This window comes from Roseobacter sp. HKCC-CH-9208 (assembly GCF_037805125.1).
Taxonomy (GTDB): Bacteria; Pseudomonadota; Alphaproteobacteria; order Rhodobacterales; family Rhodobacteraceae; genus M30B80.
Genome location: NZ_JBBLYK010000001.1, coordinates 1,458,711 through 1,474,078, shown reverse-complemented (window position 1 = coordinate 1,474,078; position 15,368 = coordinate 1,458,711). Strand labels below are relative to the sequence as shown.

The following is a 15,368-nucleotide window of genomic DNA, read 5'->3' as shown; positions in this document are numbered from 1 at the left end:
TTGGATCAGGGAAATCGGTTTGCGTCACAAGGACGGCAAACGCCCCCTGTCGCCAGAGGCACGCCCGAAAAAGCGCCACGGCAGGCGCGCGCGATCATCCATGTCAAACACCCGTGTCATATGGGCCATTTACTGCGCTTGAGGCTGCGGCGCAAGCGGTGAGCGCGCCACCTAGCCGTTGAGATCAGAGAGGTTAAAGGATGGCGCCAGCATATCTGGGTCAAGCCGCAATTCGATCAGATGCAAGCCTCCCTCCAAAGCCGCCTCAAAGGCAGGCGCAAATTCAGCTGTGCGGGTCACCAAATGACCCGTCCCGCCATAGGCCTTTGCCAAGGCGACATAATCAGGGTTGAATAAATCCGTGCCAGACACGCGCGCTGGATAGGTTTTCTCTTGGTGCATCCGAATGGTGCCGTAGCGGCCATTATTGGCGATCACGACGACAATATCCGCCCCAAATTGCCGCGCGGTCGACAGCTCCTGCAAGGTCATTTGCAAGCAACCATCCCCCGCCATGCAAATCACAGGGGTTTCATGATGCGCCAATTTGGCCGCGACCGCCGCAGGCAATCCATATCCCATCGAGCCAGAAGTCGGCGCAAGCTGTTGACCGTAGCGGCGATAAGAGAAATAACGATGCACAAAAGCCGCGTAATTGCCTGCGCCATTGGTCACGATCCCACGCCCCCCAAGAATACGGGACATCTCAAGCACGACTTCCTCAAGGCGCACATCACCCGTTGTGGTTTGGGGGTTTTGCCACGCGCGATAGGCCGCATGCGCGCGCGCGGCGCGACCCTGATCTTGTGCGGGGATATCGTCGAGAACCGCTCGCGCCACCCGCAGAAAAGCGGGGATTTCACAAACCATACTTGCATCAGGGCGAAAGACGCGACCCAATTCATCCGGATCAGGATGCGCGTGATAAAGCCGCCCCTGCCAACCCTTACGCGGATCGCGCAACACATATCCACCTGTCACCACCTCACCCAAGCGGGTGCCTAGGGCCAGAACCCCATCCGCCTTGGCAAAACTTTGCATGGTTGCAGGACAGGCCCCGACACCCAAATACCCCGCGAAGCAAGGGTGATGATTATCAACGTAATCCTGTCGCCTGAAACTGGTGGCGATTGGGATGTCCAAATGTGCTGCAATCTTTTCAGCATCCGCGCGGGTCTGTTCTGACCAATCGCTGCCACCCACCACCATCATGGGTAATTTGCACGCAGCGAGGGCGCCAAGCCATTCCCAAACAATCTGCGGATCAGGCAAAGAGGACGAAACACCCGAATGGGCCAAATCAACACAGTCCGCCACAGCCGAAAGAATATCCTCGGGTAGAGCCAAAACCACGGGCCCCTTCCGGCCCGATTGCGCCACGCGAAACGCGCGCGCGATATATTCTGGCAGTCGGTCAGTTTCCTCCACCTCCGCGACCCATTTCACGAGCGGGCCGAAAAACGCACGATAATCAACCTCTTGGAAAGCTGCGCGATCCCGATGCGCCAGCGGAACCTGCCCGACAAAACAGACCAAAGGGGTGCTGTCATGCATGGCCACATGCAGACCAGAGGCGGCATTGCTGGCCCCAGGCCCGCGGGTAACGAATAAAACGCCCACCTCGCCCGTGGTTTTTGCATGGGCCTCGGCCATCATGGCCGCACCCCCCTCTTGGCGACACACGATGTTCTCGATTTGGTGGTCGTAAAGCCCATCCAATGCGGCCAGAAAACTTTCACCTGGAACAGAGAAAATACGCCGCACCCCATGCGCTGCAAGTTGATCTGCAAGGATTTTGCCGCCATGGCGTGAAGGGGGGGTCATTGTTTCAATCTCTATCCTGACTATCTTTGCGAGGAGCATAGACGAAGAAGGGTGCGAGATGTCCAGAGGAAGATTAATCGGGCTGTGCGGGGCGTTGCGCAAAGGATCAAGCAATCGAAAACTGATGAACGCGGCTGCGCAGAGCTTTGACCCCGCTGAATTTATTGAAGCGAATTTGCAGCTTCCGCTCTATGATGGGGATGTTGAAGACAGCCAAGGCATCCCTGACGCGGTGATCCGCCTGCGCGATCAAATCGCAGCGGCGGATGCGGTGATCATCTCGACCCCCGAATATAACAAGGCGCTGTCAGGCGTTTTAAAAAATGCGCTTGATTGGATCAGTCGCACCGACAGCAACCCGTGGCGCGATAAACCCGTTGCGATTATGTCTTCAGCAGCAGGGCGCGCAGGCGGCGAGCGGGCGCAATATTCACTGCGCCTCTGTCTAACGCCATTTCGTCCACATCTTTTGACTGGGCCCGAGCTCTGTTTGGCGCAAGGGCCAGATCAATTTGATGGCGAGGTTTTGATCAATGCGCGCGCGCAAAAAACCCTTGATGAATTGATGGGTGAATTGCGGCGTGCAGCGGGGCTTTAGGCCTGTGCTGGCAAGGACACAGCGGGTGCGAAATCAGAGGGGATAGTATCGCGCCCCTCCAGCACCAAATCTGCCATGACATCGGCAACACGGGGGGCAATGCCAAACCCAATCTTAAAGCCACCATTGGCAATAAAGTGATCCGTCCGAAGCGGATGCCGCCCCAGCATTGGCGCGCGGCTTTTGGCACGGGGGCGCAGACCCGCCCAACGCGTGACAACCTGCGCCTCTGCCAAAGCGGGGCATAGCCTGCGCGCCTTTTCAATCAAAAAATCTAGATTGGCGTCCGTGCTGGATGGATCATTAAAGTCGCGCTCTGACGTTGACCCGATGGCAACCTGCCCGCGCCCCTGCGGCCCTTCATGCGGCACGAAATGCACCCCATCTATGAAAAGCTGTGGAAGGCTGCCCATATCCGCATCAAGGATTGCCGCCTGTCCCTTTTGGCCCGCGCCCACCACCGCGCCAAAAGCATCGGATAGCTCTGCCAAACCTGCGGCACCTGTAGCCTCAACCACGGCCCCCATCAGCGGGGCATCACTGACGATCTGCCCACCCTTGGCCCGCAAAGCTGCGGCCAAGGCGACCAAACCCTGACGCGGAGCAAGCCTTGCGCTGAGACTGTCGAAAATAACCTGCGCGGTGGGGCTTGTGATCCATGGCGCATAATCGGCGGCAGGGCGGATTTCCCAGATATAACGGCCCTGCCAATGGGTCTTGGCCCCGCTTTGACGCGCGCGCGCTAGATCAAGCCCTGCCTGATCCATGATCGGCTGCACGCGTCCGACCCGCGCATAGCCAGAAGGCAGGTTTGCGGCGTCAGCGACACCTGCCCAAAATACGGCTGCCCCATCAAGAGCTTCGAATTGGAATTGTTTTTTCGCGTTCCATTGTTCGGGCACGTGAGGGGCCAAGGCCCCCACAACACCGCCAGAGGAACCTGCGCCAATGCCGTTAGGATCGATAACTTGCACCTTTGCGCCGCGCGCGGCACAGGCCCATGCAATCGCAAGCCCAAAGATCCCTGCCCCCAAAACTGTCACATCGTAGCGCATGATTTCGGCCCTTGCCAAATTTCGGCGACAGGCTCAGTTTGCCACAAGCCCGCAATGTCGCGGGTCTTTTAAGGCAAGCCATGAATAAGAGCCAGCCACATCCCCTTGAATGGCGGACGGGTGATGTTCCCGTCTCGCGCCAATTCGATGATCCGTTCTTTTCGCTCGATAACGGATTGGCGGAAACCACCTATGTCTTCCTCAGCGGCAATGACCTACCCGAACGGTTTTGCGATGGGTTTCACATTGCGGAACTTGGCTTTGGCACGGGCTTGAATTTTCTGGCCAGCCTTGCCGCGTTTCGCGCGGCCAAGACCGTGGGCGTTTTACATTTCACATCGTTTGAAGCCTTCCCGCTGCAAAGTGATGACTTGACCCGCGCATGGGGGGCGCATCGCGCGAATTTGCCCGCCGATGCCTGTGCCGCGCTGACCCAAACCCCTAATTTGCCACCACAAATCATAGGCCCTGACTACGTTTTGCAGCTTGTTTTCGGTGATGCGCGCATGACATTGCCCCAATGGGATGGGGTCGCAGATGCGTGGTTTCTTGACGGGTTTTCACCTGCCAAAAACCCCGAGCTTTGGGAAGATGATCTTATGCAAACCGTGGCAGAGCATACCAAACAGGGCGGCACTTGTGCGACCTACACCGCCGCAGGCGCAGTGCGCCGCGCCCTTGAGTGCGCGGGGTTTTCTATCACGAGGGCGCAAGGGTTTGGCCGCAAACGCCATATGACGAAGGGGCGCAAGAATTGATCGAGCAGAACACCCGCAAGGGCATTTTCCTGATGATTGCCACGACCATCGTCTTTGCCATTCAAGACGGGATCAGCCGCCATTTGGCGGGTGAATACAATGTCATGATGGTCGTGATGATCCGCTATTGGTTCTTTGCGGCATTCGTCATCGCCATATCCGCCCGCAAGGCAGGCGGGCTCAAGGCGGCTGCCGCCACCAACCAACCTTTTTTGCAGGCCTTCCGTGGGATTCTGTTGGCAGCCGAAGTTTGCGTGGCGGTGTTGTCCTTCACGCTTCTCGGTCTGGTCGAAAGCCACGCGATCTTTGCCTGCTATCCGCTTTTGGTTGCGGCCCTATCAGGGCCAATCCTTGGTGAAAAGGTGGGCTGGCGCAGATGGGCGGCCATTGGCACGGGCTTTATCGGCATCCTCATCATCCTTGAACCTGGCGTGACTGTTTTTGCCATTGAGGCGCTAATCCCATTGGCATCGGCGCTGATGTTCGCGGTCTATGGGCTTTTGACGCGCTATGTGTCCCGCCAAGACAGCGCGGCAACCAGTTTCTTTTGGACGGGGATCACGGGTGCGATCTTTATGACAGCAGTGGGCATCTGGTTTTGGGAGGCCATGGCCCCAACCGATTGGATCTGGATGGGTTTTTTGTGCATGACAGGCGCGCTTGGGCATTATTTACTGATCCGCGCTTATGAAGTGGCCGAAGCCAGTGCCGTGCAGCCTTTCGCCTATTTGCAGATGCCGTTTTCCTCGATCATCGGGATATTAATCTTCGGCGATGTGCTGCGGGAAAACGTGGCACTGGGCGCAGGGCTTGTGGTTGCGGCAGGGTTGTTCACCCTATTCCGCGCCCGCGCCAAAGAAAAAGCGGAGCAAATCAACGCCGTTGCAGCAGTTCCGACAAATGCGGACGCTGCAACGCCCCCTTCAGACGCGCCTCGTAAATCTGAAGGCTCTCCGTGACGCGCATGATGTAATTGCGCGTTTCGGTAAAAGGCACAGCTTCGATCCAATCCACAATATCAACGGAGGGATCGCGCGGATCACCAAATCGCTCGATCCAAGAAGTCGCGCGTGAAGGCCCCGCATTATAAGCAACAGCCAAAAGCACGGGGTTCGTCCCGAAATCTTCGCTGAGATATTGCAAATATCCTGCGCCAAGCCGCGCGTTATAGGCGGGGTCGCTCAGCAAGCGCTGCTCTTCATAAGCAATGCCTTGTCGGCGCGCCTCGGATTGGGCCGTGCGCGGCATCACTTGCATCAAACCGCGCGCGCCTGCAGGGCTGATAACTGTGGGGTTAAACTCGGACTCGCGCCGCGCGATAGACAGAACAAAAGCAGGGTCAAACCCCAAATCTGCCGATGCCAAATCGGTCACGGGAAAATAGGCAGGCATGATCTCATGCCCATCCAAAGCCGCGCGTTTTGCAATCATGACCGCATAATGCGGCTCGCGCAATTCAAGCGCGAATTGCGCCAGCGCACCCGCCTCGGCACGGCTCAGGCTTTCGGTCAAATGGGTCATAAAGCGTTCCGCCAAATCCCCCTCGCCGGCCTGATGTAGCAACAACGCCGCGTGAAACACCGAAGAATTCGCAAAGGAAGCCTGCCGCCAATCGCCAAATTGCTCGCGGCCTAGGAACCCTTCATCTTGCGGGAAACCTCCGCGCTCTGCGGCCAATTGACCATAAAAACTCGATTGGAATTCAGCGCCATGGGCATAGGCAGAACGGGCCGCCTCTGTGTTGCCCAAGGCCTCATGCGCGCGTCCAATCCAATAGCCCGCACGCCCTGACGAAATGGGTGAATCCACAACCGATCGCATGGCCTCAAAATGGGTCAAGGCGCGGGCAGCATTGCCAGATTTCAGGGCATTATATCCCGCCAACCATTCCAATTCCGCGTAATCGCTTGCATCGCGTTCGGGCGAGAGGAAATGCGGCGCGGCTAATTGGTAGGCCTGCGCAAAATCCCCTTCACGCATCACATCACGGGCCAATGAGGCACGCCGCCACGACCAATATTCAGGGCGACCCAATCCGTCTTGCGAGTTTGAGCGCGCCAACATCATCTCACGCGCGCCATCCCAAAGCCCCGCCTCCATGCGCCATCGAAACCGCTCAAAAGCAAGCCCCGCATCATCTGCATATTGTGCTGGAACAGCATCAATCAGCGCATTGATGCCATCACTGCGCCCAGCCCGAAGGGCCAAACGCGCCGCCGCCAAGGCACGTGCCCCACTCTCCACTTCGGCCATCATCTGCTCGGCAAGGGCGGTTTCACCCTCCCAGAGCAACATATCAAGCCGCGCAAAATTCAGCTCGGCCAGATCCGAACGATGCCGCGCCAAGAGATCTGCAACCAAATCGCGGGACAGTGGCATGGTCATCCAAGCCTCACGCAGCACTTGCTGATAGGCTGTGTTGCTTCCACGCGCCTCAAGGGCCGCCAACAAACCGCGCAGCCCATCGGTGGTCAGGGGCATAGCACCGCCAAAATAGACAATAACCTGATCAGGGCTGCCCCCCTCAGCCATGGCCCCCTCACCTTGTTGGTGAAGATATGGCAGACCCGGCCAATCGCTACGGCGCTCTAGAAAATCGGGATATTCTGCCGCTGTGCCCCCTTCGGCGCGCAAAATAACCCATTGCACAACATCGCGGGCAACAGCGTCAGACAGACCCGATTGAAGCGCGCGCGCGCGCTCAAAATCGCGCTCTGTTGCCGCCGCGATTGCCTCGCTGAGGGGGCTTTGGGCCAACGCAGCGCGAATTGGCATCACCAATGCGACCAAAGCCAAACCCACGGCCATAATGATCTTATGCCATCTACGTCCTGTGCCTATCGCGCCTGTCACGGGTGAACCCCTATATTTTAAAAGATTAAAACCTGCTCGGGCGCTGTTATGCACCTCTTTGACCCCCAAGCTATATCTTCCCTCGACATCTGCAAGAGAGGAACTTGGCAATTCTGTCGAAGATCGCTAGTGTCCGCGCGGTCTTGCGCTTATGTTGGGACGGCAAGGCAGATCATCTGTCCAGAAACGAAAAAAGGAAGCGTGTCATGTTTAAAGGCTCTATGCCCGCATTGGTAACGCCGTTCACAAACGGCGCTGTTGATTTCGGCACGCTTGAAAAACTCGTGGACTGGCAGATCACCGAAGGCAGCCACGGGCTTGTGCCTGTTGGCACCACAGGCGAAAGCCCGACCCTGAGCCATGAAGATCATGAGGCCGTGATCAAGGCGGTTGTGAAAACCGCCGCAGGGCGCGTGCCCGTTATTGCAGGGGCAGGATCCAACAACACAGTCGAGGCATTGCGCTTTGTGCAATTCGCCAAGGATGTAGGGGCGGAGGCCGCTTTGGTGGTAACGCCCTATTACAACAAGCCCACGCAAAGAGGCATGATTGCCCATTTCGAGGCGTTAAATGAAGTCGGCATTCCGATCATCATCTACAACATTCCACCCCGCTCTGTGGTGGATATGATGCCTGATACGATGGGCGCACTCGCCAAGTTGCCAAATATTATCGGGGTGAAGGATGCCACTGGTGATCTCAGCCGTGTGCCCAAGCAACGCATTACCTGTGGCACGGATTTCGTGCAGCTGTCAGGTGAGGATGCCACTGCCATAGGCTTTAACGCACAAGGCGGTGTGGGCTGTATTTCCGTCACAGCGAATGTTGCGCCCGCACTCTGTGCCGCGATGCAAGAGGCAACTCTACGCGGCGATTACGCGGCAGCGCTTGAGTATCAAGACAAGCTTATGCCGCTGCATGAGGCCATTTTCCTTGAACCAGGTGTCGCCGGTGCAAAATATGGGCTGTCTCTGTTGGGGCGCGCAAATGATGAGGTGCGGCTGCCATTGACCACGCTGAGCGATGCTACGAAAGCACGGATCAAATCGGCCATGCAGCACGCGGGTCTGATCGCCTGATCGGCAAGAAGGGCCGATATGGCAAAGAAAGACGAGAATAAGAACTACAAGGTCATTGCCGAGAACCGCCGCGCGCGGTTTGACTATGCCATTGAATCTGACCTTGAGGTTGGGATCGTCTTGCAAGGCTCAGAGGTGAAGTCGCTGCGCCAAGGCCAATCCAATATCGCCGACAGCTATGCGGCGGTTGAGGATGGCGAATTGTGGTTGGTGGCCGCCTATATCGCACCATATGCCCAAGCCAAAACTTGGGGTCATGAAGAACGGCGTAAACGCAAACTTCTTTGCTCGAAGCGGGAGGTCGCGCGTCTGTGGAACGCCTCACAACGCGAAGGCATGACCCTTGTGCCCTTGGTCATGTATTTCAACGATCGTGGCATCGTGAAGCTCAAGATTGGCATCGCCAAAGGCAAGAAAGTCGCCGATAAGCGCGAAACCAGCGCCAAGCGTGATTGGAACCGCCAAAAGCAGCGGATTCTCAAACAGAACGGGTAAGCTGTCATGCGCCCTTTGCCTGATCATCAATTTGGGCTAGGTCTGTCTGGAGGTCGCCTTGACCCAAACGCGCCTTGGAGTTTGCTATGACTGATGATCCTAAAACCCTAGTCTCAACCGAATGGCTTGCGGCCCATCTGTCGGATCCTGACATGCGGATTTTGGATGCATCTTGGTATTTGCCCGATATGAACCGCGATGCTCGCGCGGAATATGACGCGGGCCATATTCCCGGCGCTCGCTTCTTTAATATTGACGAGATTAGCGACACCCAATCTGCCTTGCCCCATATGGCACCACCCTCTGAAAAATTCATGTCGCGGATGCGCGCGATGGGTGTGGGTGATGGGCATCAGGTGGTGGTCTATGACGGCGCGGGCATATTTTCAGCCGCCCGCGTGTGGTGGCTTTTCCGCCTGATGGGCAAAACGGACATCGCCGTTCTTGATGGGGGTTTGAAAAAATGGAAGGCCGAAGGTCGCCCCTTGGAGGATATGGCACCAATCCTGCGCGACCGCCACATGACCGCACAACGCCAAGCAAATTTGGTCATGGATGTGACCCAAGTCGCTGCTGCCGTGAAATTGCGCGATTGGCAGATTGTTGATGCGCGCGGCCCCGCGCGGTTCCGCGGTGAGGAACCTGAACCACGGGCAGGACTGCGTGCTGGCCATATTCCGGGCGCATTGAACGTGCATTATGCCACGCTGCTCAATTCCGATGGCACCATGAAAAAAGGCGAGGCTTTGCGCGCCGCCTTTACTGATCAAGGCGTTGATCTGGAGCGGCGGATTATCACAAGCTGCGGCTCTGGCGTAACGGCGGCTATTTTGTCCTTGGGGCTAGAGATCCTTGGCCATCGCGATCATGCGCTTTATGATGGATCTTGGGCCGAATGGGGCCAATTCGATCAGCTGAAAGTTGAAACGGGATGAGCCTGATTAAGGCAGGAACCGAGGTTCCCTATCGCGTCACTTTTTTGAGTATGACCGCGCGGCCTGACAACCAAACGGCACTGCCCCAAGACATCATGCTTGAGCGCGCTATGGATCCGCCCCTTTGGTATTTTTTTGCGCTCTATGACGCGGTGGGACGCGATTACGAATGGGTGGATCAACATAATCGTCCCGAGGCTGAACTGCGCGCCTTTCTCGAAAGCCCCTTGGTCGAGCTGTGGGTCGCCAAACGTGGCGGCGTGCCGCAAGGGTTTTTCATCCTTGACTTCACCGACCCGCCGATCTGCGATCTGGCCTATTTTGGCCTCACGCCAAATGCCGTTGGCCAGGGGTTGGGCCGCGCCCTTTTAAACCAAGCATTGGCACAAGCATGGGATGGCGCAGGCGTCACATCCGTCACAATAAACACCTGCACGCTTGACCATCCGCGCGCACTGGCGCTCTATCAATCGGCGGGTTTCGTGGCTGAGCGGTTCGAAGATCGCAGTCGCGTTCTGACCCGCGACAGAGACACATCGCTTCACCCTGCCTAAAGGCCTATGATGTTTGAAACGCTGACCGCCCCCGAAGCTGATAAAATCATCCGTCTGATGGGGATTTTTGCGGCTGACCCGCGCCCTGAAAAAATCGACCTTGGCGTAGGGGTCTATAGAAACAGCCAAGGGCAGACCCCAATCATGGCAGCGGTCAAACAGGCCGAGCGTAAGATTTGGGACGCACAGCACAGCAAATCTTATGTCTCGCTTGCAGGCGATAAAGCCTATCTTGATGCGGTCGAGGAGCTGCTATTTTCCACGCGCGGGGCCAAAGCCGCGATTGCAACACCTGGTGGAACGGGGGCATTGCGCCAATGTTTTGAGGCGCTCAAATATCTGCGCCCAAACCTGACGGTATGGCTGCCAGAACCAACATGGCCCAACCACGCCTCAATCCTGCGTTATTTGGGTCTGCAGGTTCAAACCTATCGCTTCCGCGATGAGGCAACAGGCGGGTTAGATCACGCAGGCCTGATGGCGGATCTGGCACAAGTGGCACAAGGGGATGCCGTGGTCATCCACGGCTGCTGTCACAATCCAACGGGGATTGAACCAACCCCAGACACATGGCGCGACATCGCCGTGACACTGGCCAAGCGCGGGGCCCTGCCCGTGATTGATATGGCCTATCTGGGATTTGGCAGTGGGATTGAACAAGATCGCGCGGGTTTAGATGTGATCTGCGCTGAATGCCCCGAAGTTTTGGTGGGGTTTTCAGCCTCTAAATCCTTTGGGCTGTATCGGGATCGCGTGGGTGCGGTTCTGGCTCAATGCCACAGCCCTGCCATTCAATCTGAGATGCAAGGCTTGCTGACATGGCTTAATCGCCAGAATTATGCCTTTCCCCCAGATCATGGGACGCGGGTGGTGCAAGTGATTTTGGATGATCCCGAACTGCGTGCAAACTGGGTGGCCGAGCTATCGGCGATGCGTCACGAGATTGACGCGAACCGCCAATGCTTTGCCGATGATTTGCGTCAGCACCAAATGGGTCGCCTTGCAGATCAAATCGCGGCACAACGCGGGATGTTCTCGCTGCTGGGCCTCAGCCCCAATGACGTGCGTCAGTTGCGCGAAACGCGGGGGATTTATCTGGTTGAGGACAGTCGCGTCAATCTTGCAGCAATGACACCCACCGCCAGCCGCATCGTGGCCGAAGCCATTTCAACGCTTGCACAAGCTGGGCAATCAGCATAGAGCGCGCCCTGTCCCGCAATGCGCGCGGGGCCAAGTCTCCGACTACCTTGTCAAAACGGATGAACATTATGAAATCTTCCTATCTTCCTGGCATCCTTGCCATGGCGGCCATCGTTTTGGCCTCAAATATCCTTGTGCAGTTTCTATTCGGCAATTGGCTGACATGGGGTGCCTTTACCTATCCATTGGCCTTTTTGGTCACTGACATCATGAACCGCGTCTATGGTGTGGCAGCCGCGCGGCGCGTTGTATTTGCGGGTTTTGTGACGGGCGTGATCTGCTCTCTCATAGGCACGCAAATCATGGGCGAGTTTGGGCCATTGGTGACGTTGCGTATTGCTCTTGGTTCTGGCCTTGCGTTCCTCGTGGCGCAGTTGATGGATGTGGCCATATTTGACCGCCTGCGCGCTGGCGCATGGTGGCGCGCGCCTGTCGTCTCGACCTTAGTTGGGTCTAGCCTTGATACCGCGCTGTTCTTCACCATCGCGTTTTCGGCAAGCCTCAGCTTCCTTGAACCTGCCAATGATGTCTCTTGGGCGGGCGACATATTGCCCATCTTGGGCCACGGCCCCGAAGCGCCGCTGTGGGTATCCCTTGCCATTGCTGACTGGTTGGTCAAGCTCGCGCTCGCGTTGATCGCGCTTGTGCCATTCCGCCTGATTACCCGCAAAGTTTTGGCACAGGTTGCGTAAAAACTTTTGACAAACACAAAATATGTGGCAACCTGTGGATAACAGCAACGTAATGAAAGGAGGTGATCCAGTGTCTAGAGAGGTATTGGAGAAAGGGTTCGGGACAGCGATGGAGGTGCGCCTTTAAGCAGCCTTAAGGGCAATAACCGAAATGGCTGGGCGATGATTTCCTAACCGCGCCCACCTCCTGATTTCTCGAAGGGCCGCTTGCAAGAGCGGCCCTTTTCGATGAGAGGTTTCCTATGACTGAGATAGATCATCTTGCATTGGCCCGCCGCGAAGGCCTGCCCGATGCGCTGCGTATTCTGTTGCAGGATTACCCGCGCGAGATATGGCAAGCGCATCCAAATTTTGGTGGCTTGGTCGCATTCTGGTTGGACCGCCACCTTATGTTCCGCAGACTTGACGCCATGTTGACCGATGCGGTGCAACAGGCGCTAGATCGCAACAATGATCCGCAAAACTTTGCGCGCAACATATCTCGCTTTGGCGGGATGCTGCTTGAGCAATTGCACGGCCATCACATGATCGAAGATCAGCATTATTTTCCGTTGCTTGCGCAAAGAGAGCCCAAACTTGAACGTGGTTTTGACATTCTTGACCATGACCACCACGCGCTTGATCCGTTGTTGGCGGAGTTTGCCACAGCAGCGAATGGGGCGATTACGGGCGCGCTTGCGGGCAAGGGGCCAGATGCAATTGCCCCTCTTGAGCGCGAGATGACCCGCCTGTCCCGTCTGTTGGATCGGCATTTGCAAGATGAAGAAGAACTGGTGGTTCCCGTTATTCTAAAATTCGGCTCTTCAGGCCTAGACGGATAACGCAAAGCCCCCGCCAGTGGGGGGCTTTGAAAGAACGTTTAGAAATCTAAGTTCTCAACACTCAGTGCGTTGGCTTGGATGAATTCGCGGCGGGGTTCTACGACATCGCCCATCAGTTTGGTAAAAATGTCATCCGCATCGGCCAGATCGTCAATTTTGACCTGCAACAAGGTGCGCGCCTCTGGATCGAGGGTGGTTTCCCACAGCTGGCCTGGGTTCATCTCACCCAAACCCTTATAGCGTTGCAGGGTCAGGCCCTTTTCACCCTCCGCCAAAATGGCATCCAGCAATTCGGTCGGGCCATGGATGATCTGGCTACGTTCTTTACGGGCAAGATGCGCTGGCTTTGCAAAAATCTCGCGTGTTTCGGCGCTGACGGAGGAGAGCTTGCGCGCCTCACCAGACCGCAGAACTGCACCATCAAGGTTTCTGATTTCTTCCACCCCGCGCAAAACGCGGCTAAGGCGGATCCCATGATCTTGGGTAATACGCCCTTGCCATCCGCGCTCGTATTCCACGGCGACCAAGTCGAGGCGCGCCGCGATTTGATCCGCAACACCCTGAAGATCGCTGTTCAAGCGGTCTTGATCAAAGCCACCCGCAAGCGCGGCCTGTTCAAGGATGTGACGGGGATAATGGGTTGGGAAGGCTTCAAGAACACGGCGGAAGGCACGCGCGCCCTCAACAACGCGCGCCAAATCTGCGCCTGCAATTTCTTCGCCAGAGGGCATACGCAGCACTGCGCCATCAACGCCCATTTGAATCAGGTAATCCTCAAGCGCTGCTTGGTCTTTCAAATAGACCTCGGATTTACCGCGCGCCACCTTGTAAAGCGGCGGCTGCGCAATAAAGAGATTTCCCGCCTCAATGATCTGCGGCATCTGACGGAAGAAGAAGGTCAACAACAGCGTGCGGATATGCGCGCCATCAACATCCGCATCCGTCATGATGACAATCTTGTGGTAGCGCAGTTTTGATAGGTCAAACTCGTCTCGCCCGATGCCTGTGCCAAGCGCGGTGATCAGCGTGCCGATCTCTTGGCTTGACAACATGCGATCAAAGCGCGCGCGTTCCACGTTAAGGATTTTCCCGCGCAGAGGCAGAACCGCCTGATTATGCCGCGACCGGCCCTGTTTGGCGGAACCGCCGGCGCTGTCGCCCTCGACCAAGAACAATTCAGATTTGGCGGGATCTTTTTCCTGACAATCCGCCAATTTACCGGGCAGGCTGGCCACATCCATTGCCGTTTTGCGGCGAGTCAACTCGCGCGCTTTACGCGCGGCTTCGCGGGCCAAAGCCGCTTCGACAATCTTGCCCACGATATTGCGGGCCTCTTGGGGATGTTCTTCAAACCATTCGCCAAGCTTTTCGTTGACCAAATTCTCCACCGCAGGGCGCACTTCTGAGGACACCAATTTGTCCTTGGTCTGGCTTGAGAATTTTGGATCAGGCACTTTGACAGACAACACGCAGGTCAGCCCCTCGCGCGCATCATCGCCTGTGAAATTGACCTTTTCGCGCTTAGCGATACCCGATGTATTTGCGTAGTGGTTGATCGTGCGGGTCAGCGCACCACGAAAACCTGCCAAATGCGTGCCGCCATCACGTTGTGGGATGTTATTGGTGAAGGGCAGCACGTTCTCATGATAGCTGTCATTCCACCACATCGCGACCTCAACGCCGATGCCATCGCGTTCGCCCGACATAAAAATTGGATCTTCCAGCATTCCTGATTTGGAGCGGTCGATATATTTCACGAATTCGCGCACACCGCCCTCATAGACCATCTCGCTGCGCAAAGGTTCGGCTGGGCGTTCATCCTCAAGCACGATTTTGACGCCCGAGTTCAAAAAAGCCAATTCACGCAGACGCGTCTCTAGGGTTTTGAAACTATATTCCAAGTTCGAAAATGTGGTCAGCGAGGCGAGAAACCGCACTTCCGTGCCCTTTTCACCATCGGAGTCCCCCACAACGCGCAAATGCTCGACCGTTTCGCCACGTTCGAACTTGGCGTAATGCTCTTTGCCATTACGCCAAATGCGCAGTTCCAGCCAATCGGAAAGGGCGTTTACAACCGACACGCCCACACCATGCAGACCGCCAGAAACCTTATAGGAGTTCTGGTCGAATTTGCCGCCTGCGTGCAGCTGGGTCATAATCACTTCGGCAGCAGACACGCCTTCCTCAGCATGCATATCCACAGGGATACCACGGCCATTATCGCGCACGGAAACTGAATTATCGGCATGAATTTTGACGGAAACTTGCGTGGCGTGACCTGCCAATGCCTCGTCAATGCCGTTATCGACAACCTCATACACCATATGGTGCAGGCCAGAGCCATCATCAGTGTCACCGATATACATACCGGGACGCTTGCGAACTGCCTCTAAGCCCTTGAGAACTTTGATGGAATCTGCGCCGTATTCCTGCGGCGCGGGCGCGTTTTCGGCCATGGGGACCTCTGCCTGTTTCTTATGCGGTTTTATAACGCGTTGTTGTGG

At 56.5% G+C, this 15,368-nt stretch carries 14 protein-coding genes; 10 read left to right on the top strand and 4 right to left on the bottom strand.

Annotation, left to right across the window (positions count from 1 at the left end; all coding sequences use genetic code 11):
- Positions 1-171 precede the first annotated feature (171 nt).
- Positions 172-1,824, bottom strand: a complete 1,653-nt coding sequence (locus tag AAC621_RS07350; RefSeq protein ID WP_340253825.1) for a thiamine pyrophosphate-dependent enzyme — start codon at positions 1,822-1,824, stop codon at positions 172-174.
- A gap of 58 nt (positions 1,825-1,882) precedes the next feature.
- On the opposite strand from AAC621_RS07350, the gene AAC621_RS07345 reads away from it, so the two are divergent.
- Positions 1,883-2,422, top strand: a complete 540-nt coding sequence (locus tag AAC621_RS07345; protein WP_340253822.1) for an NADPH-dependent FMN reductase — start codon at positions 1,883-1,885, stop codon at positions 2,420-2,422.
- On the opposite strand, the gene AAC621_RS07340 is transcribed toward AAC621_RS07345, so the two are convergent.
- Positions 2,419-3,477 carry an NAD(P)/FAD-dependent oxidoreductase gene (locus AAC621_RS07340; RefSeq protein WP_340253819.1) on the bottom strand — a complete coding sequence of 353 codons (1,059 nt, stop codon included), beginning with the start codon at positions 3,475-3,477 and terminating at the stop codon, positions 2,419-2,421. The genes AAC621_RS07345 and AAC621_RS07340 overlap by 4 nt on opposite strands.
- 80 nt (positions 3,478-3,557) lie before the next feature.
- Here AAC621_RS07340 and mnmD point away from each other — a divergent pair, with 80 nt between their 5' ends.
- Entirely contained in the window at positions 3,558-4,235 is a 678-nt protein-coding gene (gene mnmD / locus AAC621_RS07335; RefSeq protein WP_340253816.1) for a tRNA (5-methylaminomethyl-2-thiouridine)(34)-methyltransferase MnmD, read from the top strand.
- On the top strand, positions 4,232-5,194 hold the full coding sequence (locus AAC621_RS07330) for a DMT family transporter (RefSeq protein WP_340253813.1): 963 nt from the start codon (positions 4,232-4,234) through the stop codon (positions 5,192-5,194). The genes mnmD and AAC621_RS07330 overlap by 4 nt, the downstream gene beginning before the upstream one ends.
- Here the strand turns inward: AAC621_RS07330 and AAC621_RS07325 are convergent.
- A complete protein-coding gene (locus AAC621_RS07325; protein ID WP_340253811.1) occupies positions 5,109-7,088 on the bottom strand; it encodes a lytic transglycosylase domain-containing protein in 1,980 nt (659 codons plus the stop codon). The genes AAC621_RS07330 and AAC621_RS07325 overlap by 86 nt on opposite strands.
- A gap of 206 nt (positions 7,089-7,294) precedes the next feature.
- On the opposite strand from AAC621_RS07325, the gene dapA reads away from it, so the two are divergent.
- The 7 genes from dapA (at position 7,295) to AAC621_RS07290 (ending at position 12,864) form a co-directional block, all read left to right on the top strand.
- Entirely contained in the window at positions 7,295-8,167 is an 873-nt protein-coding gene (dapA, locus tag AAC621_RS07320) for a 4-hydroxy-tetrahydrodipicolinate synthase (RefSeq protein WP_340253808.1), read from the top strand.
- 18 nt (positions 8,168-8,185) lie between these two features.
- The gene (gene smpB, locus AAC621_RS07315; protein ID WP_317657220.1) at positions 8,186-8,662 is read left to right on the top strand and encodes an SsrA-binding protein SmpB; all 477 of its coding nucleotides are present in this window, start codon (positions 8,186-8,188) and stop codon (positions 8,660-8,662) included.
- A gap of 86 nt (positions 8,663-8,748) precedes the next feature.
- A complete protein-coding gene (gene sseA, locus AAC621_RS07310) occupies positions 8,749-9,597 on the top strand; it encodes a 3-mercaptopyruvate sulfurtransferase (protein WP_340253805.1) in 849 nt (282 codons plus the stop codon).
- On the top strand, positions 9,594-10,151 hold the full coding sequence (locus tag AAC621_RS07305; protein ID WP_340253802.1) for a GNAT family N-acetyltransferase: 558 nt from the start codon (positions 9,594-9,596) through the stop codon (positions 10,149-10,151). Before sseA ends, AAC621_RS07305 begins: the two co-directional genes overlap by 4 nt.
- Positions 10,152-10,157: 6 nt before the next feature.
- Positions 10,158-11,351: an amino acid aminotransferase gene (locus AAC621_RS07300; protein WP_340253799.1), complete on the top strand. Its 1,194-nt coding sequence runs from the start codon at positions 10,158-10,160 to the stop codon at positions 11,349-11,351.
- A 68-nt stretch (positions 11,352-11,419) separates the two neighbouring features.
- Positions 11,420-12,043 (top strand): queuosine precursor transporter, encoded by a 624-nt coding sequence (locus AAC621_RS07295; RefSeq protein ID WP_317657216.1) that lies wholly within the window; start codon positions 11,420-11,422, stop codon positions 12,041-12,043.
- Between the two features lie 242 nt (positions 12,044-12,285).
- On the top strand, positions 12,286-12,864 hold the full coding sequence (locus AAC621_RS07290) for a hemerythrin domain-containing protein (protein ID WP_340253796.1): 579 nt from the start codon (positions 12,286-12,288) through the stop codon (positions 12,862-12,864).
- A gap of 38 nt (positions 12,865-12,902) precedes the next feature.
- Here the strand turns inward: AAC621_RS07290 and gyrB are convergent, their stop codons facing one another.
- Positions 12,903-15,320 (bottom strand): DNA topoisomerase (ATP-hydrolyzing) subunit B, encoded by a 2,418-nt coding sequence (gene gyrB, locus AAC621_RS07285; RefSeq protein ID WP_340253793.1) that lies wholly within the window; start codon positions 15,318-15,320, stop codon positions 12,903-12,905.
- Positions 15,321-15,368 lie beyond the last annotated feature (48 nt).